General features: G+C 70.5%; 13 protein-coding genes and 1 pseudogene. 3 read left to right on the top strand and 11 right to left on the bottom strand.

Translation table 11 applies throughout. The features are described 5' to 3' along the window. Positions 1–71 precede the first annotated feature (71 nt). Entirely contained in the window at positions 72–1,115 is a 1,044-nt protein-coding gene (locus H305_RS0106905; RefSeq protein ID WP_420708032.1) for a PP2C family protein-serine/threonine phosphatase, read from the bottom strand. 302 nt (positions 1,116–1,417) lie between these two features. Here H305_RS0106905 and H305_RS0106900 point away from each other — a divergent pair, with 302 nt between their 5' ends. Then, positions 1,418–4,165, top strand: coding sequence for a SpoIIE family protein phosphatase (locus H305_RS0106900; protein ID WP_028799765.1), 2,748 nt, complete (start codon positions 1,418–1,420; stop codon positions 4,163–4,165). 30 nt (positions 4,166–4,195) lie between these two features. Here the strand turns inward: H305_RS0106900 and sbnA are convergent, their stop codons facing one another. From sbnA to H305_RS44745, 5 genes are read right to left on the bottom strand one after another with little or no spacing between them, the layout of a single operon-like run. Next, a complete protein-coding gene (gene sbnA / locus H305_RS0106895; protein WP_028799764.1) occupies positions 4,196–5,245 on the bottom strand; it encodes a 2,3-diaminopropionate biosynthesis protein SbnA in 1,050 nt (349 codons plus the stop codon). A 34-nt stretch (positions 5,246–5,279) separates the two neighbouring features. Next, positions 5,280–6,350, bottom strand: coding sequence for a 2,3-diaminopropionate biosynthesis protein SbnB (sbnB, locus tag H305_RS0106890; protein ID WP_028799763.1), 1,071 nt, complete (start codon positions 6,348–6,350; stop codon positions 5,280–5,282). Further along, a complete protein-coding gene (locus H305_RS0106885; RefSeq protein WP_028799762.1) occupies positions 6,347–7,351 on the bottom strand; it encodes a TauD/TfdA family dioxygenase in 1,005 nt (334 codons plus the stop codon). The genes sbnB and H305_RS0106885 overlap by 4 nt, the downstream gene beginning before the upstream one ends. 55 nt (positions 7,352–7,406) lie before the next feature. Next, positions 7,407–10,703 carry a non-ribosomal peptide synthetase gene (locus tag H305_RS0106880; RefSeq protein ID WP_028799761.1) on the bottom strand — a complete coding sequence of 1,099 codons (3,297 nt, stop codon included), beginning with the start codon at positions 10,701–10,703 and terminating at the stop codon, positions 7,407–7,409. After that, complete coding sequence (locus tag H305_RS44745; protein ID WP_037762713.1) at positions 10,703–13,315, bottom strand: Pls/PosA family non-ribosomal peptide synthetase; 2,613 nt, start codon at positions 13,313–13,315, stop codon at positions 10,703–10,705. Before H305_RS44745 ends, H305_RS0106880 begins: the two co-directional genes overlap by 1 nt. 400 nt (positions 13,316–13,715) lie before the next feature. Between H305_RS44745 and H305_RS0106870 the strand changes: the two genes are divergently transcribed. Next, positions 13,716–13,925 (top strand): hypothetical protein, encoded by a 210-nt coding sequence (locus H305_RS0106870; RefSeq protein WP_028799760.1) that lies wholly within the window; start codon positions 13,716–13,718, stop codon positions 13,923–13,925. A 45-nt stretch (positions 13,926–13,970) separates the two neighbouring features. Here the strand turns inward: H305_RS0106870 and H305_RS0106865 are convergent, their stop codons facing one another. Next, positions 13,971–15,473 (bottom strand): sensor histidine kinase, encoded by a 1,503-nt coding sequence (locus H305_RS0106865; protein ID WP_028799759.1) that lies wholly within the window; start codon positions 15,471–15,473, stop codon positions 13,971–13,973. Next, the gene (locus H305_RS0106860) at positions 15,466–16,152 is read right to left on the bottom strand and encodes a response regulator transcription factor (protein ID WP_028799758.1); all 687 of its coding nucleotides are present in this window, start codon (positions 16,150–16,152) and stop codon (positions 15,466–15,468) included. The genes H305_RS0106865 and H305_RS0106860 overlap by 8 nt, the downstream gene beginning before the upstream one ends. 148 nt (positions 16,153–16,300) lie before the next feature. Between H305_RS0106860 and H305_RS53270 the strand changes: the two genes are divergently transcribed. Then, a complete protein-coding gene (locus H305_RS53270) occupies positions 16,301–17,047 on the top strand; it encodes a PepSY domain-containing protein (RefSeq protein WP_051370406.1) in 747 nt (248 codons plus the stop codon). Positions 17,048–17,212: 165 nt separating this feature from the next. On the opposite strand, the pseudogene H305_RS53265 reads toward H305_RS53270, so the two are convergent. The 3 genes and pseudogenes from H305_RS53265 to H305_RS53260 form a co-directional block, all read right to left on the bottom strand. Beyond that, positions 17,213–17,619: pseudogene (locus tag H305_RS53265) on the bottom strand (hypothetical protein); the annotation flags it as partial. Positions 17,620–17,630: 11 nt separating this feature from the next. Continuing rightward, positions 17,631–18,179: a lamin tail domain-containing protein gene (locus tag H305_RS44730; RefSeq protein WP_028799756.1), complete on the bottom strand. Its 549-nt coding sequence runs from the start codon at positions 18,177–18,179 to the stop codon at positions 17,631–17,633. A gap of 718 nt (positions 18,180–18,897) precedes the next feature. Next, positions 18,898–19,521 carry a hypothetical protein gene (locus H305_RS53260; protein ID WP_028799755.1) on the bottom strand — a complete coding sequence of 208 codons (624 nt, stop codon included), beginning with the start codon at positions 19,519–19,521 and terminating at the stop codon, positions 18,898–18,900. Positions 19,522–19,640: the final 119 nt, after the last annotated feature.

Genomic DNA, 19,640 nt, shown 5'->3' with positions numbered 1-19,640 from the left:
GAAACCCGGTATGCACGCACCGAGACTGCCACGGCCGCACCGGAGCCCGGCGCGCGCACGTCGGAGCCCGCCTACGCCAAACGCTCCCGGCCCAGTGTGTTCGGGCAGCGCACCGCGAGGGCGGCGATGTCGTCGTCGAGTCGTCCCCCGCTGTACTCGAGCAGGTCGTGGTGGAGGCGGTCGAGCAGTCCTCGGGGCGGTTGCAGGATCTGCCCCCGCATCCAGTCCGGCAGCGGGAAGAACGCACCGGTCCGGTCCCGGGTCTCCGAGACGCCGTCGGTGTAGAGCAGCAGCTGGTCGCCCGCCCCCAGGGCGACCGTGTCGACGCAGTACTGGTGCCCCATGAGCTCCGCGAGGTTGAGCGGGGGCGAGGCGATGGTGGGCTCCAGCACGCGGATGTTGTCGCCGTGCACGAGCAGCGGGGGCGGGTGCCCGCAGTTGAGGATGCGGACGCGTCCGCCGCCGTGGGGGATCTCGGCGACGAGGGCGGTGGCGAAGCGTTCGGGCAGGTCCTGGCCGGGAAACGAGGCGCTGTGACGGTTGATGCTGGCTTCCAGGCGGTAGATGACGCTCCTCAGGTCGGACTCGTCGTACGCGGCTTCCCGGAAGCAGCTGATCACCGCCGAGGCCGCGCCGACCGCGGACAGTCCCTTGCCCCGCACGTCGCCGATGAGCAGCCGTACCCCGTACGGCGTGCCGACCGCCTCGTAGAAGTCGCCACCGATCCGGGACTGCTCCTGGGCTGCGAGGTACAGGGACTCGATCTCGACGTCCTCGATGCGGCGCGGCAGGGGGCGCAGCAATACCTTCTGGGCCGCGTCGGCGACGAGCCGGACCTGGAGGAGGATCTCCTCCCGCTGGAGTCGGACATGGCTCGCGTACGCGGCGGCGAGGGTGACCGCGATGATGGCGGCCGAGGTGTACTGCGTGCCCAGGTCCTCATAGAAGAAGCTGAGGACGATCATCACCACGAGGCAGAACCCGCCCAGCAGGATCGTGGGGACGACGGTCCACATGGCTGCGGCGAGAGCGGGGGCGGCGGGCAGGAGGCGGCTGAAGGCGATCTCTCTCGGCGTGGAGAACGCAAGGCCGGTGATGAGGACCGTCAGGATCATCGGTGACAGCTGGGCAGCTTGCCACCCGCCGCCGTAGTGGGGTCGATGGCCCCGCAGCCGTCCGAACTTGACCACAAACAGAATCATATCGGTCCAAAGCGGACGCCAATCTCCGACGGGCACGCACCCGGACACGGCGAGCGACCGCTCACACCCCGGAGGACCCGCCCCCGAGCCGCTTTCCGGGCAGGCGGAACAGGGCATGCGGCACACGCCCCGAACGGCCCCGGAGAGCGGACACGGCAAGATCCACTCTCGGGCGGCCCATGGCCACTCGGGATCACCGGTGCTAGAAAGGTCACATGGCGGATCGTTTCGCCGGTTTTCGACGCCTTTCACTGAGGTCACTGGTCAGCAGGAGCCCGCGGAGCGTAGCCGGGCAGGTGTTCCTGCTCCAGGTGGCCGTGGTGGTGCTGCTCGTGGCCTTCAGCGTGTTCGCCCTCGTCCTGCAGTCCGGACGTGACACGAACGCCGAGGCCAAGCGTCGTTCCATTGCCGTCGCGGAGACCTTCGCCCATTCCCCCGGCGTGCAGGAGGCGCTCGCCGCCCCGGACCCGAGCAAAGTCCTCCAGCCGCTCACCGAGGCGGCGCGCAAGGTCGCCGGCGTCGACTTCATCGTGGTCATGGACACGGAGGGCATCCGCTACACGCACCCGCTCCCGAGCCGCATCGGGAAGAGGTTCGTGGGCACCATCGAGCCGTCACTCGCAGGCAAGGTCTACACGGAGAGCGTCAACGGTCCGCTCGGGCGCGAGGTGCAGGCCACCGTCCCCATCAAGGACGACGACGGCAAGGTGATCGCCCTCGTCTCTGCCGGGCTGAAGGTGAAGAACGTGACCCACCAGGTGGCCCGGCAGCTGCCGATCATCCTGGGCGCCGGAGCCGGCGCGCTCGTGCTGGCCACCGGCGGGACGGCCCTGGTGGGAAGGCGGCTACGACGGCAGACGCACAGCCTGGCGCCGGACGAGATGACCCGCATGTACGACCACCACGACACGGTGCTGCACTCCGTGCGCGAGGGCGTGCTCATCGTCGCGGACGACGGACGGCTGCTGCTCGCCAACGACGAGGCCCGACGGCTGCTGGAGCTGCCCCCGGACGTCGAGGGACGGCTCGTCTCCGAGCTGCCGGGTCTCGACCCCGAGACCGTCGAACTGCTCGTCTCCGGGCGCGAGGCCACCGACGAGGTGCACTTCGCCGGAGATCGGCTGCTGGCCGTCAACCAGCGCCCCACGGATCCGGACGGGGGCCCCAAGGGATCGGTGGTGACGCTGCGCGACTCCACCGAGCTCCAAGCGGTGACAGGCCGGGCGGAGACCGCGCGGGAGCGGCTGAAGCTGCTGTACGACGCGGGTCTGTGCATCGGCACCACCCTGGACGTGAAGGACACCGCCGAACAACTGGCACAGGTCGCCGTCCCCCGCTTCGCCGACTTCGTCACCGTGGATCTGGCCGACGCCGTGCTCCGCGGCGAGGAGCCGGCCCCCACCGCGACGGGCATGCGCCGTTCGGCCGTGGAGGGCATCCGCAGCGATCACCCGCTCTACGAGATGGGGCGCTTGATCGACTTCGTGCCGTCCACGCCCCAGGCGCGCAGCTACGGCAGCGGCCACAGCGAGCTCGTGACGGACCTGGCGGCCGCCACCGGGTGGCAGGCGCAGGACCCCGTACGCGCCCAGAAGATCATCGACTACGGCATCCACTCCCTCGTCGCCGCCCCGATCCAGGCACGCGGCGCCGTCCTGGGCATGGTCAATTTCTGGCGCTGCGGAGACCACGAGCCGTTCGACGAGGAGGAGCTGTCCCTGGCGGAGGAACTGGTGGCGCGCGCCGCGGTGAGCATCGACAACGCCCGCCGCTACACGCGCGAGCACGCCATGGCGGTCACCCTCCAGCGCAGCCTGCTGCCGCGGGCCCTGCCCGAACAGAACGCCCTCGACATCGCCTACCGCTACCTCCCCGCCCAGGCGAACGTGAGCGGAGACTGGTTCGACGTGATTCCGCTGCCCGGGGGCCGGGTGGCGCTGGCCGTCGGGGACGTGGTCGGCCACGGCCTGCACGCCGCCGCCACCATGGGGCGCCTGCGGACCGCCGTGCACAACTTCTCCACCCTCGACCTGCCGCCCGACGAGCTGCTGAGCCATCTGGACGACCTGGTCGGCCGCATCGACCAGGACGAGACGGGTACGGAGAGCCCCGAGCACGTCGTGGGCGCCACCTGTCTGTACGCGATCTACGACCCCGTGACGCGCCGCTGCGTCATGGCGCGCGCGGGACACCTGGCGCCGGCGCTGGTCCACCCGGACGGAACGGTCACCTTCCCGGACCTGCCGGGCGGGCCTCCGCTCGGCCTCGGCGGGATGCCGTTCCAGACCGAGGAGCTGGAGCTCGCCGACGGCACCCAGCTCGTGCTGTACACCGACGGCCTCATCGAGGACCGCAGTCGCGATCTGGACGTGGGCATGGAACTGCTGCGCGAGGCGCTCGCGGGGCACCCCGAGCGGCCTCCCGAGGAGAGCTGCCGGGAGGTGCTGGCGGCCCTGCTGCCCAAGCGCCCGAAGGACGACGTCGCCCTGCTCATCGCCCGTACCCGGGGGCTGTCGCCCGACCGGATCGCCGACTGGGACGTGGCCGCCGATCCGGCCGCCGTCGCGGGGATGCGCGAGGCCGTGACCGAGAAGATCGAGGAGTGGGGGCTGGCCGAGCTCGCCTTCAGCATGGAGCTCATCCTGAGCGAGCTCATCACCAATGCCATCCGGTACGCCTCCGAGCCGATCCATGTGCGGCTCATCCACGACAGGACGCTGACCTGCGAGGTGTCCGACGGCAGCAGCACCTCACCGCATCTGCGCTACGCGGCCACGACGGACGAGGGCGGCCGGGGCCTGTTCCTGGTGTCGCAGATCGCCGAACGCTGGGGTACCCGTTACACCCCGCACGGCAAGGTGATCTGGGCCGAGCAGGCGCTCCCGAACGTCCTCCTCGACGAGGCCGGGCCGGACGCCGCCCTCCCGGAGGAAGGGGCGCCCGGCCCGGACGGCCCGGCGTGAGCCGGGCCCGGATCGTGCGAGGACGAATCGCTAGGGACTCGGCCGGTGCGGCGTGCGCGCCACGGACTCGGCCGTGGCCGAGTCCGTGGCGGACTCGGCCGTGGCCGAGGACGGCGCGATCCCCTCGGTCTCGAGGATGTCGTCGCCGTACAGATCCTGGAGCCAGTTGATCTGGTAGATGGTGTCGAGGTAGCGCTCGCCGAGGTCCGGGGCGATGGCCACCGTGGTGAGGTCGCGTGACCCGTGCCGGGCCAGCCAGTCCATCGCGCCGCTGACCACGGTCCCCGTGGAGCCGCCGAACAGGAAGCCGCGTCTGGCCAGCCGGTGGCAGGTGCGGATGGTGTCCGCCTCCTCGACGCGGACCACCTCGTCCACGAAGGACTCGTCGAGCAGCGGCGGGCGCATGCTCATGCCCAGGCCGGGGATCATCCGGCGGCCGGGCGGGCCGCCGAAGGCGACCGAGCCCACGCTGTCCACCGCGACGATCCGCACCTCGCGGTTCCACTCGCGGAAGTAGCGCGCGCAGCCCATCAGGGTGCCGGTGGTGCCCGCTCCGATGAAGAGCACGTCGAGCTCGGGGAAGTGCTCGGCGATCTCCGGCCCGGTCGTACGGAAGTGTGCCCGCCAGTTGCCCTCGTTGGTGTACTGGCTGAGCCACACGTAGCGGTCGTCGGACGCGCACAGAGCTCGGACGTAGTCGATCCGCTTGCCGAGGAAGCCGCCGTTGGCGTCGAGGTCGGCCACGACGTGCACCTCGCTGCCGAGCGCCTCCATGAGGAGCCTGGTCGACAGGTTGCACCGGGAGTCCGTCACGCACAGGAACCGGTAGCCCTTGCTCGCGGCGATCATGCTGAGCGCCACGCCGAGGTTGCCTGACGAGGACTCGATGAGGATCGAGTCCGGTTTCAGGACTCCCTCGCGCTCGGCACTCTCCACCATCTCGTTCGCGGCCTTCAGCTTGATGGAGCCGGCGAAGTTGAACCCCTCGCACTTCAGGTAGAGGCGACGCCCGAATATCGGTTCGAGATCGACGTAGAGCCTGCTCTCGTTGAAGGCGTAGGGAGAGGTTATGACGGGCACGGTGGGCCTCCTGGTGCCTTGGCTGACGGTCGGTTCAGCCGTGTCGGCGCAGGTCGTGGAAGAAGTCGTCGATGATGCGGAGCTGGCCCTCCCGGGCTACTTCGTCGTAGACGTACTTGCCGACGGCCAGGTCGAGGACGCCGAGCCCGAAGGGCGAGAAGATCACTGGCCGGTCGGCCGGCGGTGCCTTCCGTCCGGACATGACGTCGTCAAGGGTGCCGTCGAGGAAGTCACGGTTGCCGGTGAGCTGTTCCACGAGGTGGGGCGAGGTGTTCGCCTTGAGACAGTGCTCGACGTCGTCGACGAAGTTGGCCGAGCCGAGCAGGATCTCGGGGGCGAGGTCGCGCAGGGACACGTGCAGCACCAGCGGGTTGTGCGTGAACCACCCCGGGTCGGTGACATGCGGCTCACCGGCGACGGTGGCGAAGATCACCAGGTCGCTGGAGCGGATCAGCTCCTCGGCGCTGTCGTGGACGGTGACCTTCCCTGCGGCGCCGGTCGTTCGCAGGTAGCCGGCGAACCCGGCGGTGCTGTCCGCGGACAGGTCGTGCAGGCCGACCGTGTCGAACGTCCAGCCGGTGCCGGCCAGGAAGGTGTGGATGTAGCGGGCGATCAGCCCGGTGCCGAAGAACCCGACACGGGCCGGTCGGCCGCGGGTGCGGCTGAGCCAGTCGGCCGCCAGCGCGGCGGACGCCGCAGTCCTGGTCGCGCTGATGATGGAGCTTTCCATGCAGGCGAAGGGATAGCCCGTGTCGTGGTCGTTGAGGATCAGGACCGCCGAGGCACGGGGCAGCCCGGCCGACACGTTGGCCGGGAAGCTGGAGATCCACTTCAGGCCGTCGACGTTCACCGATCCGCCGATGGAGGCCGGCAGCGCGATGATGCGCGAGGCGGGCCGGTCGGGGAAGCGCAGGAAGTACGACGGCGGGTTCACCGAGTCACCGGCGCCGTGCAGCCGGTAGGTGGCCTCGACGAGTTCCACGATCTGCTTCTCCCGGCCGCCCAGCGCCTGCTGCACCTGTGCGCCAGAGATCACGGCGAAGGTCGGCACCGAGGCCGGATGGGACGCGGCCCGCTCTTCGGCGGGCGACAACAGGTGGGTCATCGCCGACTCGCCTCCGGTGCCGGGCCGCTGTCGGCGAGGCGTCGGGGCTCGGCCATGGCGACGAGCACCCGGCGTTCCCCGGTGTAGGCCTCCCGGCTGTGCGCGGTGCGGATGTTGTCCACGAGCATCAGGTCACCGGCCTGCCACGGCTCACGGCGCGTGTGGGCGTCGTAGGTGCTGTTGAGCACCTGGACGACGTCCTCGCCGATCGGAGATCCGTCCCCGAAGCGGGTGTTGAACGGCAGTCCGTCCTCGCCGTAGACATCGACCAGGTACTCACGGACCTCAGGGGCCAGGGTCCATTCGTTGAGGAAGGCGATCTGGTTGAACCAGCAGCGCCGGCCGGTGAGCGGGTGCCGCACCACGGCGCTGCGCCGCTGCCGGGTGTGCAGGGACCCGTCCGGCTGCCAGGTGAACTCGATGTCGTTGGCGTGGCAGTAGCGCTCGATGGCGGTCGGGTCGTCGGTCCCGAAGGACTCCTCCAGGGACGCGCCGATCTCGTCGTTGTAGCTGCGGGTCAGCAGCCATCCCTCCCGCTCGAAGCGTTCGCTCAGCGCGGTGGGCAGTGCCTGGAGCATCTGCTCGGCGTCGGCCACCGCCGTCGCTCCGCCGCTTTCCGGGGCGGTCAGGCACGCGAACAGCATCAGGCCCGGAACCTCGAGCGTGTAGCTCAGTTCGTGGTGCATGCACATGGGCTGGTTGGGCGGCCAGGTCGAGGACGAGTAGACCCCGGGGCGGTACGTCTCGCGGGGAGCGAAGGCCTCGCGCTCGGTCATCAGACCGCTGGTCAGTCCCTGGAAGACGGCACCGGTCTGCTCAGGCTCCCGCAGTGCCAGACCACGGACGATCAGAGCGCCGTGCTCGGTGACCTGCGCGTGCAGGGCGTCGCGGTACTGGGTCGCCCAACTCGGCGCGTCACCGGGCGTCTCGACGTGCAGCACCGGAGGCCTGTCCGGCCGCAGATCCAGGTCGAGCGGTGGTGCCATTGGTGAGGACGACATCTCGGGTTCCTTTCGGTCGGTCCTCCGGCGGCTCGGGGAATCTCCCGGCCGGGTTTCAGGGGGAGGCCAGTGGTTCGGCTGCGCCGAGGACGGCCTGGGCCGCCTCAGCGGGACGGATGCGCAGGAAGTAGTGGCCGCCGTCGGCGAGTTCGTGCAGTTCGACGTGTTCGGCCAGGTGCTGCCAGTCGCGGTAGCGGTCGCGGTATCCGGCGGTGACGGGATCGTCGGCGGCCACGACCACCGTGACCGGCGCGGACAGTTTCGCGGTCGGCGCGGCTTCCAGCGCCTCGGCGAAGTAGCGGTGTGCGCACGTGTAGTCGTGCCGGTAGGCGGCGCCTATCTGCGCGGTGTGCTGCGCGTTCAGCTCGCCGAGTTCTGTGTATCCGCCGTCCGCCGTCAGGCCCGCGGCGATCTCGGTGTCGCTGCGGCCGGTCAGTTCGGTGAGCGCGGCCCGACGTTCGGCGGCGGAGCCGAGCAGCTGTGCGCCGAGGAACACCCGTGGGACGTCTATGCCGCGCTCCTGGAGCCTGCGGGCGGTCTCCACCGCCGGCGCCGCACCCGAGGAGTGGCCCCACAGCATGACGCGGGTCAGACCACGCCGGGTGACCTCGGCGACGACCTGTTCCGCCACCTGCTCTATCGGGGCGAACGGCTCGTTCCGGGCGGCCAGGTCGTGGCCGGGGAGGTCCACGGCGTACACCGCGAGCCGGTCCGGTCCGTGCGGACCGCCCGTCGTGTCCATGCCGCTGCCTGCCAACGCACGTGCCAGCGGCTGGTAGTTGACCGCGTTGCCGCCCGCGTAGGGGAAGCACACCAGGGCGTACTCGGGCACGCCGGCCGGCGTCGACAGCGGCTGCAGCAGCTCCGGGGGGCGGCGGGCGGCGCCGTCGAGCAGTGCGGCCAGATCGGCGAGCACCGGGTGCCGGGTGATGTCCTTGAGGGACACCGCGCGGTCCAGGGCGATGGTGAGCTTCACCGCCGACAGTGAGGTGCCGCCGGAGTCGAAGAAGTGGTCGCGCCTGCCGATCCGGTACTCCGGGACACCCAGCAACTCGGCCCAGGCGCCCGCGAGTTTCCGCTCGGACGGAGTGAGCGGGGCGTCCTCGCGCTTTCCCGCACCGTCGCTCTGCGCCGCCGGCGTCTGTTCGGCCAGCGCGGTCAGCGCCTTCCTGTCGATCTTGCCGTTGGCGGTCAGCGGCAAGCTCTGCTGCCAGTGGACGGCCGAGGGGACCATGTAGGCGGGCAGTTGGGCGGCGAGCGCCTCACGCAGCTCGTCCGTGGGCAGTTCCCGGCCCGAGTAGAAGGCGACGAGGTGTTTGCTGTCGCCGGCCCGCTCGGCGATGACGACCGCGCCGTCCCGCACTCCGGTCACCCGCAGCAGCGTGTTCTCGATCTCGCCGATCTCGATGCGGAAACCGCGGATCTTGACCTGGTTGTCCCGGCGGCCGAGGAACTCCAGCTTGCCGCCGGGGTGCCAGCGCCCCCAGTCACCGCCCAGATAGAGCCGCTCACCGGGCCGGTGAGGGTTCTCGCGGTAGGCCTCGCGGGTCCGTTCGGGGTCGTTGACGTATCCGCGGCCCACGCAGACACCCGAGAACGCGATGAGTCCGGGCGCGCCCAGGGGGACCAGTGCCAGTTGCTCGTCGACGACGTGGACGTGCACGTTGTTGACCGCGCGCCCCAGCAGGACCCGCTCGGGCACCCCGGTCATCACCTCGTGGTTGGTGTCGTCCGAGGTCTCGGTCAGTCCGTAGGCGTTGACCAGTTTGATCCCCGGCTGGATCGCGAACCAGCGCTGGACCAGCTCCCGCTTCAGCGCCTCACCGGTCACCGACACACAGCGCAGGTCGGGCAGTTCGCGCGGATGCCGTTCCAGGTACGACACCACCACTTCCAGGTAGGAGGGCACTACCTGCACCACTCCGGCCCGGTCGCGGACGAGCGTGTCGAGGAACTGCTCCACGTCGACGATCGCCTCCTGCGCGACCAGCAGTGTCCGACCGCCCACCAGCAGGGCGGACAGCACTTGCCACAAGGAGATGTCGAAGCACTGCGGGGCCGTCTGCGCCACCACACGCCCTTGCACGATCCCCAAGTCGTCGATCTTCGCGAAGAGATGGTTGAGCATGCCCGCGTGCTCGCACATGGCGCCCTTCGGCTCGCCGGTGGAGCCGGAGGTGAAGTAGATGTACGCCAACTGGTCGGCGGCGACGCTCACACCGACGTCGCCGTCGGCGTGCTGCTGCGCGTACGCGTCCTCGATCAGCAGCTTCTCGACCCCGGGCAGGGTGGTGAGCGCCTGGTCGAGGGTGTGGGTGCTGCCGGTTTCGGTCAGCACGAGCCGGCAGGCGGCCCGCGACAGCGTCGCCTGGATGCGACCGGCCGGGAAGTGCGGCTCGATCGGCAGGTACACGCCGCCCGCCTTGAAGACCGCGAGGATCGCGGCGGCCCAGTCGGGATTGCGTTCGGTCACCACGGCGACGACGTCCTCGCGCCCGAGTCCGCGCTCCAGCAGGGCGCGCGCCAGTCGGTTCGCGCGAGCGTTGAGCTCGCCGTACGTCCACTCGCGGTCGCCGTGCACCACGGCCACCGCCTCCGGGTGTTCCCGTACCCGTTGTTCGAACAGCTCGTGCGCCCGCGCGTCGGGCAGCTCCCTGCGGGGTCCGGCCAGTCCTTCGAGCTGCTCGCGCACCTCGTCGGCGGACAGCAGACTCTGCCGCGTGTGCTCGGCGTCGGGGTCCGCCGCCACCGACCGCAGCACGGCCAGATGATAGCCGCCGATCCGGGCCGCGCACTCGCCGTCGATGACCTGGGTGCGGTACCGCAGCCGCATCAGCAGCCGTTCGCCGCGGTCGCACCATCTGACGCCGAGCGCCGTGTCGTCGTCGAGACCGCTCGCGGAGGCCGCCGCGTCGAAGGCGACCTCGTACGACGGCCCGGCCACACCCAGCTCCCGCCGCAGCTCGGCCATAGGGAAGTCCTGGTGTGCCAGCAGCTGTTCCTCGACGCGCTGGACACCGGTCAGCAGCGCGCGCCAGGATCCGGGGCCGACGGTCAGCCGGCACGGCAGCGGTCCGCTCCGCGAACCCGTGACGTAGCCCGTGACCACCTCGGGTTCGCCGGAGAGCGCGGCCAGCACCTTGGCGTGCGCCGCGAGCAGCACCGTGCTCAGCGGGACGCCGGACTCCCGCACCAGCTCACGCAGGGCCCGCAGGACGTCGTCCGGCACGGCCACCTCGTACTCGGCGACCCCCTGGACGGGCTCGCGAGCCCACCGTGGCACCGCGGTGAACCCACCGGCGGTCAGGACACGGCTCCAGAACTCCCGGTCCGACTCCACGCGCGTCTCCATCATGAACCCACCTTCGCCGCAGTGCCGTTGACCGAGGGCGTCGTCGCTTTCACCGTTTCGACGCCGAAGGGCAGTGGTTCGAACGCATCCGGCATGTCTACGGCGGGATTTCCGCCCCACCGCGCCCTCGCCGGGACCTCTTCGCCCTTCATGAGGAAGGAGTCGGCTGCCAGCACGGCGCCGTCCCCCATCGTCACGCCGTAGTGCACATGCGCGCCCACACCGAGCGTGCAGCCGGCGCCGAGGGTGGAGACGTCGGACTTGAACGTGCCGTCCTCCTGGGAATGGCACTGGATCTTGCTGCCGAAGTTCAGGGTGCACTCGTCGCCGATGGTGGCGAGGGTCCGCTCCGTCAGGTAGCAACCGTCGTCGAACACCCTCTTGCCGATACGAACCCCCATGAGCCGCCAGATCACGTTCTTGAAAGGGGTTCCGTTGAAGATGTTCAGGTGCTCGTCCGGCACCTTCCAGATGCGCTCGTGCCACCAGAAGGCCGGGTCGTAGATGGAGCACAGTTGAGGTGTCAGCCGGCGGAACCGACCGGCCAGACGCTCCACGAGGATGTAGTAGCCGGCGGTGAACGCGAGCGAGAGCGCCAGATAGGCCGCTATCACCACGTGCCCGAACACACCGTAGAAGTCGATGGAGGCGAGGGCGAACAGCGTGAGCAGGAAGGTGAACACCCAGCGCGCGAACAGCATGACCGCCATCGAGCGGAGGTTGTAGCGATTCTTCGCGGACAGGCGGCGGCGCAGTTCGTCTCCCGTACTGATGTCGTCGAACCGCGCGTCGCGTTCCACCGACCGGGGAATCTCGAAGGAGGGCGAACCGAGCAGCCCCACGCCCTCGCGGATCTCACCGTCGAGAGGGATCAGCACCTTCGTCGCGAGCAGGCAGTTCTTGCCCGTTCTGCCGCCCGCGGGATAGGCGATGTTGTTCCCGAGGAAGTTGTGCGGTCCGATCGAGGTCCGGGACACCCGGAAGGACGTGCTGGAGTAGTCCGCGTTCACGATCGACAGTCCGTCGGCCACCATCGTCCCCGTACCGACGGTCACCAGATACGGGTTGTCCTGCTGCAGCTCGGTGCCGAAGTTGGACCCGGTCTGCTGGACGCGGGACAGGTCGTATCCGAGACCGCGCAGATAGTGCACGACGTACGAACTGTCACCGAAGAGCCAGCCGAAGAACTTGATGTTCGTCATGCGGGCGATCGCCCGGTGCGCCGCGTAGTGGAACCCGTAGAGCGGATAGACCTTGTCGGGCTCGAGGGCCAGATTCAGCACACGGGGCACGGTGTACAACCAGGCCAGGCCCAGGACGATGAAGCCGAAGAACACCACGAGGGAGAGATACACGGCATCGGTGATCAGCACCGACGTCGCGAGTCCGCTCGTGTCCGGCCCCAGTCGCCGGCCGAGTTCCGGAACCTCGATGAACAGTATGTACAGCCCGCCGACGCCCAGCGGTACGTACAGGAAGAACATCTGGAGCACGGTGACGAGGCCGAACCAGGTCCGTCGCAGGGCACCGCACGTCGCCGGGGCGACCCTCACGTGCTCGATGTCGGTGGGCTGCGCCGGCGATCCGTGCCGGTGCTCGCCGTCCGGGATCGACTGACCACGGTGCAGCGCGGAGGAGTGGCCGAGCTGGGCTCCGTCGCCCATCGAGGTGTCGATGTCCAGAACCGTCTTCTCGCCGATGAACACATCGCGTCCGAGCGTGACCCGGCCGGTCTGGATACGCCCCGCGTGGGCGCGATAGCAGAGGTAGGACGAATCCTTGCGGATCACGCTGCCCGAGCCGATCGTGAGCAGGTCGGCACAGACCGGTACGGAGTGGGAGAGGATCGTGACCCCGCTGCCGATCCGCGCACCGAGCGCCCGGAGGTACAGCACGAACAGCGGGTTTCCGGCGAAGAGGACGATGGGATTGCTGTGGAGCAGCGCCTTCACGACCCAGAAGCGCATGTAGGCCATGCCCCAGACGGGGAATTCACATGGTTTCGAGCGGCCGATGAGGATCCATTTGACGGCGATCGGGAGGAGGAACACAGCCAGAAGACCGCAGCTCCCGAACACGACAGATCTCAGGTAGATGTCGACTGCACCTGAACCGGCGGCGACCCACTCGTAACCCCGAGCGGTTATCAGTCCGAACACCACGGAGTACGCCAGGAAAATCGCCAACTGGAACGTGCCGCAGAGGAAATAGTTCAGCTTGCTCGTCGGATTCGGCATCGGCTGGAGCACCGGCGTGGTCCGCGCCGCCTGCGATGTCCGGGCGTGAACGCCGACCGTCGCGGGATCCGCCGCTGTCAGGGCCGCCGCCAGACTTCTGATCGAGGGGTTCCGATAGATGTCCTTCATCGACGCGGACGGCAGGCCGGGCATCTTCCTGATTCGCGCACAGAATTGGGCCATCACCAGAGAATTGGCGCCGAGATCGTCAAAGAAGTGCGCGTCGACCGGAACGTCTTCGACGCAGGTGACCTGGGCCAGCACTTCCGCGAATTTACTCTCGGTGTCCATCCCCAACGTGCCGGCGCTGCTGTGCTCGCCGACAACGAACCGGTCCGGCCCGGCTATATGGACCTCGGAGGACTTCTCCACCATTTGACCTCCTGAAGGACGTCTCGCTCGCCGATGCCACATCGGCACGAAATGGTTGCCTTTTGTCCTCGTGCCACAGTCCTCGTGCCACGGCTGACAGCCCGATCGGCCATCGGCCGCGGACCCGTGTTCGCTTCTGATCACGAACCGTAAGATCAGTCTCGTTCGGGCACTGGGAGATTGCCACTCCGAATCGGTCGCAAAGCGTGTCGGCAGCGGCCGGTGCACCGGTATCCCTTGGTTTCCAAGCACTATCGGGGTAAATACGGATCACCCGAACGGCCGTTCATCCCGCGGGCCCGGCAGGCGGCCGGCGAGCCTTCCGCGCGTCACCGTGTTCGGCATTACCGGCCGGCGCACGGCCCCGAATGCGCGGGCCGGGAGCCCTCGTCACTCTGGACGCATGCAGATATCCGCGGTCGTCTACGCCCCGGCCCCCGACGGCGGCCGTCGCGTCCGTGTCGGCGAACGCTTCGTCGGCCTGGCCTACACGCTGGTCGACATCGCGGAATTCCTGCGCCGGGCCGGGTGGGAGGACATCGAGGCCGCGGACGTCGAAACCGCCGAGTGGATCGAGTGGCGCGGCGGCGGGCCCGGCGTCTGGGCGCACTGACGTACCCGCCGAGGGTATGCGGTCCGCGGGGCCCGGAGACGGCCTTCAGCCCGCCCGGGGCAGCCGGACCTCGAAGGCCGCACCGCCACCCGGTGCGTCGGTGACGGCCAGTGTTCCCCCGTGCCGGTGCACGACGTCACGGGCGATGGCGAGTCCGAGACCCGTTCCCCCGTCGTCGCGGCCGCGGGCCTCGTCGAGGCGGACGAAGCGCTCGAAGACGCGCTCGCGGTCGGCAGGTGCGATGCCGTGGCCGTCGTCAGCGACGGTCAGCAGGACGACGTCCCCCTCGGCCTCCAGGGCGACGGTGACCGCGGCGGCCGCATGCCGCTGGGCGTTGTCCAGGAGATTGACCAGGACGCGGGACAACTGCCCGCCGCTGCCCCGGACCGACAGCGCGGTGTCCTCGATGTTCAGGGTGGGGGTGATGCGGCCGGACTGGGCGCGCCGGGCGACCTCCTGCGCCACCAGTACGGCCATGTCGACAGCGGTGCCGCCCGGCTGTTCACCCGCGTCGAGGCGGGCGAGGAGCAGCAGATCGGTGGCCAGACCCTGCAGGCGCACGACGTCGTGCAGCAGGTCGGTGGTGTTCAGCAGGCCGGGGTGCTGCTCGGCGACTTCGAGCTGGGCGCGCAGACTGGCGATGGGGCTGCGCAGTTCGTGCGAGGCGTCGGCGACGAAGCGGTGCTGCCGCTCGACGGACTTCTCGAGGGCGGCCAGCGTCTCGTTGGTGGTGCTCGCCAGCCGGGCGATCTCGTCGCGTGAGCGGGGCTGGGGCACACGACGCGCCAGGTCCCCGCTGCCCGTTATCTCCGCCATCTCCGAGCGGATCCCCTCCACCGGGCGCAGCGCACGCCGGGTGACCAGCCACGTCACCCCGGCGACCACCACCAGCAGGAACGGCAGACCGGTCAGCATGGCCCGGGACACCTGGGCGAGCGTGGCCTGCTGGTCGTCGAGGGAGGTGCCGGCGTACACCGTGTACGTCCGGCCTCCGTAGGTGGTGCCCTGCACCGCGGCGAAGGTGTAGTCGTGGGCTTCGCCGCCCACCGTGACCCTCAGTGTCCTGTGATCCACGTCCGTGCCGACCTTGCCGCGCGGCGGGCTGTTGTCCTCGTCGTCCCCGTTGTCGTCGTCACGGCCGTCGCCGCCATGGCCGCCGCGGCCGTGGTTGTCGCCTCCGTGGTCGTCGCCGCTGCCGTCGGACGCGGTACTCGAGGGAGTGCCGGCGGCGGCCGGGGCGTAGTCGGCGACGGCAGCGCGCCCGTCCAGGTCGTCGCTCGCGGCAAGCACCCGGCCCGCGGAGTCGACGACCTGGACGGGGTCGTCCTCGTCGTCGGGCAGATCCAGTCCGCCGAAGTCGCCGTTCAGCGCGGCCTGGGCAGCGGCCACGGTGCGGGCCCTGACCTCGGACTCCAGCCCAGCACGGTCCGTGAGGTTGTGCCGCAGGACGGCGACGACCGCCGTGCCCGCCGCGATCAGTGCGACGCACACGACGAGGGTGGCGGCCAGCGCGGCCCGGGCCCGTACCGAGGAGAACGGGCTAGGCACCGCGACCGCCGTCGGCCTCCAGCCGGTACCCGGCCCCGCGGATGGTCCTTATGGACCGCCGTCCGAAGGGCAGGTCGATCTTACGGCGCAGCGCGCTCACGTAGACCTCGACGATGTTGGGGTCGCCGTCGTACGCGAAGTCCCATACGCCACCGAGGATGTCGGCCTTCGACACCACCTGCCCGGCGTGCAGTGCGAGGTGTTCCAGGACCGCGAACTCCTTGGCCGTCAGCACCACTTCGGTCCCGGAGCGGTCGACACGCCTGGCGTCGGGATCGACCGTCAGGTCGCCGATCCGCAGTACCGGGGCGCCACCGCGCGTCCGGCGGCGCAGCAGCGCGCGGACACGGGCCTGGAGCACGACGTAGGAGAACGGCTTGGTGAGGTAGTCGTCCGCGCCGGTGTCCAGACCCTCGGCCTCGTCGTACTCGCCGTCCTTCGCGGTGAGCATCAGGATCGGGGTGTCGTCTCCCGCGGCACGCAACTGGGTGCAGATCCGGTAGCCGTTGAGGCCGGGCAGCATGATGTCCAGCAGGATCAGGTCGTAGTCGCGCTCCTGTGCCAGCCGGAGCCCGGTGACACCGTCGTGGGCCGTGTCGACGGCGTAGCCCTCGGCCGCCAGGCCGCGGGCCAGGGCCATGGCGAGACGTCTCTCGTCCTCCACGATCAACAGGCGCATGGGCACAGCGTCTCAGACCACACCTGAAGTGATCTTCAGGATGCTTCAGCCTGGCTTCAGGGTCTCCCGTCCATGGTGGTGCACGTCAGACCGAGTCGTCGGCTCCGCTGCGGTCGAGCCGCAGACGCCAGGAAAGGACCACCCCTCGATGAAGGCTCTCAAGCGCCCCCTGACAGGTCGTCACCGCACGCTGGCCGCCGTGCTCGCGGCCACCGCCCTCCTCGGCGGCGGCGCCGCGGCGACCGCGGTGGCGGTCGCCGACGACCGGCACGACGACGACACCCGTACGACCGCGGGCGGCGCGCTCGCATCGCGGCACGACGACAACGGCCCTACGGACGAGGGGCGGGACGACTCCGGTCACCACCGTGTCGTCGTGGACGGCACGAACGTCGATCTCGGGTCCGCCGCCGAGGCGGCCGCCAAGTCCGTCGCGGGCACCGTCACCGAGGTCGAACTCGACGGACGCGCGGGCCGGGCGGTCTGGAAGGTCGAGGTCGTCGACGCCGCCGGCGTGGAGCGCGACGTCACCGTCGACGCCGGCGACGGAAGGATCCTCGGGATCGGTGCCGACCGGGACCGGGACGACGACACGCGGGCCCGGACCGCCGGGGCCGATCTGGGCCGCGCGGTGGACGCGGCGCTCGGCGTCGTCGACGGTACGGCGGTCTCGGCCGAACTCGACGACCACGAGGGCGGCGCCGTCGGGTGGCACGTCGACGTCGTCGACTCCGCGGGGCTGGAGCACGAGATCGGTGTCGACGCGCGGACCGGGACGGCCGTGTCCACTCGGGCCGACGATGACCGGTACCGTTCGGGCGGCGACCGCCATCGTTCCGGCGACGACGAACACGACAGCGACGACGGCAACGGCGACGACCACGGGCGCGACTGACGCCAGGCTGCCGGTCTGGACGGGCCGCGGGCCACCACGCGAGAAGTCCGTCGTCGGGCGCGGGGGCGCCCACTCGCCCTGCGACGTGCGCGCTGTGGCGTCCGTGTCCCGGCGGGCGGGCGAGTGCCCGTCCTCGATGATCCAGCTCGCGAGCGGCCGGAGGGCCTCGTGGCAGGGGGAGCCCGGCCCGGCGGTGCAGCCGATCAGGCCGAGCCCGCCGGCGCCGGCGATCTCCAGCGCCTCGAAGCGCAGGGTCGGCTCCCCCACCAGCGGATGGGCGAACCGCTCGGTGCCGCGACGGTGGTCCCGCACGTCACGGGCCGCCACCGGGTGCGGAACTCCTCGCTGCGGGCGGTCAGTTCGCCGACCAGGCCGGTCACCGCCTTCGCGTACGGCGGACGGCCCGCCCCGACGTGCAGCGGCGCTACCACCGTGTCGGCCGCCTGGTCGCGCGCCGGGACCCCTGTGGCACGGGCCGTGGCCGGTGAGCGGGGCGGCGGCGCACCGCTGACAGGGAGCGGTGCGCCGTCGGTCAGGTCATGCCGGACGCAGGGTTCCGCGCGTATCGGCATGCGCGGGCCCGTCAGCGGCGACCGTCGTGGTCACGGCGGGACTCGTCGTAGCGGCGGTCGCGGTCACGGTCGTGGCGGTTGCCGTGGCGGCGGTAGTCACCCCACGAGGCCTCGTCGACGAAGCGGCCGCGGTCGGTGCGGAGCGTGGCCGTCCCGTCGTGGTTGTCCCACACGTGGTCACGACGGTCCTGGTACACGTCGCGCGCGCTGTCCCGTCCGACTCCGGTGTGAACGCGCACCGTCGCGCGGCCGTCCAGCCGGAAGTGGCGGAAGGTGTACGTGCGACCGTACTCGTTCGACAGCGTCCAGCCGTCCAGGTTCACGTCGTGCCGGCTGGTGTTGGTGATCTCCACCCATTCCTTGTTCAGGGAGTGGATGGAGCGGTTGTCCCAGCCGGGCGCGTCGTACTGGACGGCGCTGATGATCACCTGGTCGCCGTCCCGGTCGCCCGGGTGGTGCCCGGTGGCGACGGCGGGCAGTGCCACCGCGCCCACGACGGCCGCGGCGACGGCCGTGACGCCGGTCAGACGGCGGGCGATCAAAGAAGCAGAAACGGACACTAGGTGTCCCCCTTCACAGGATGAGAGCACACCCCCGCCGGCACGTGCGACAGCAAAGCCGCAGGCCGGCCCGGTGTGTTGTGCGGGTGGCGGCCGGGTGGCCGCGCATCCACACCCTCCAGCCGGCACACCGGACCGCGGCTCCGGCACGAGGCCTGTTACGGATCCCGCACATGCTCGTGATACTCGGATGCAACGTCCATCTATGCGTTGAATGACCCACTTTGATGCCCCGTCGCGCCGGATTCACCACCGGCAACGGCCACCCGTCCCTCCCCTGCAGGCAAGCCAGGTCTCCCCCGCACGCTCCCTCACCCGAAAGTGAGCAACAGCCACGACGACGCGTGGCCGGCAGGGAGCGGCGGAACGGTCGGCCCACGGCGGGTCCGGTTCGCGCCGTGCCTCGAGGGGTGACGTTCCGTGAGTGACCCGCGGCGAAGGTCAGACGGCCCGCCGGCCAGGGCCGGCGGCGTCGCGGCCCGGCGGTCACCGGTCTTCCGCCACGGGTTCGCGGGTGGAGTCCCGCCCGGGCGAGCCGTACGCAGGAGGGGCCCGGGTCCCGCACGGCCACGCGTCTCGGCTCAACCGGCACGGCGGGTCTCGCCGGGACGCAAGGCTGGTGGGGTGTTGCGCAATCCGCCCGGGGTACCTACGGGATTCGTCGGCCGCGGCAGCGAACCGGCCCATCCGACCAACGCCTTGGCCAGGGACCTGCTGGTCACGCCGACGGGGCCCGGCGGGGTCGGCAAGAGCCTCGCGCTGCACGCCGCGGACCGGGCGCGGCACGACGGCCGTACGGCGGCCTGGGCCGATCTCTGGCCACTGCGGGACGACGTCCCCAGGCGCCGGGCCCCTCGTCGTAGCGGTCGCCGGTGGCCGCGACGTGCCAGGCGACGGTCGGTCTCGCGGGCGGCTCCGCGCCGGCCGAAGCCTTTGCCGCCGGCCGCCGATCCGGCTCGTCGCCGGCACGGAGGGCCCAGAGCCCGCCGACGAGGCCGAGGCACACGACGAACGCGAGCGCGGACCGGACGGTGGTGCCGCGCCAGGACGCGGCGGGTTCAGGAGCCGCCCGCGTCTTCTCCGCCGCTTCCATCGCGTCCATGGGGGCGCTCCCGCCGGTCGCGTCACCGACGGTGTCCGGCGCGCCGGCCGACCGAGAGATGCGGCCACGTGCGGCGAAGCCGGCCAGAAAGGCGACGATCAGTCCGACACTCCACAGCAGCACGCACGTTGTCGCCCCGAGCGTCCCCCGCGCGCCCGTCGCGACCAGGGCCACCGCCGCGCCGAACACAGCACCGCACAGCAGAACGGCGACGGTCAGGGTCGCCGCACGTGCACGCATCACACACCCCCGCCCCCGGCGCACGCTCTCCCCGTGCGCCTACTGCGCGGAATGTACCGCCCTCGGACCGGTCACCGGAACGCACCCTCACTCCCGACGCAACTCGACCGGCTGGAAGC

It is taken from the genome of Streptomyces sp. 142MFCol3.1, from assembly GCF_000424945.1.
GTDB classification, from domain to species: Bacteria; Actinomycetota; Actinomycetes; order Streptomycetales; family Streptomycetaceae; genus Streptomyces; species Streptomyces siamensis.
Note: the sequence above shows the minus strand (reverse complement) of the source record. Positions and strands in the feature narration are given on the sequence as shown.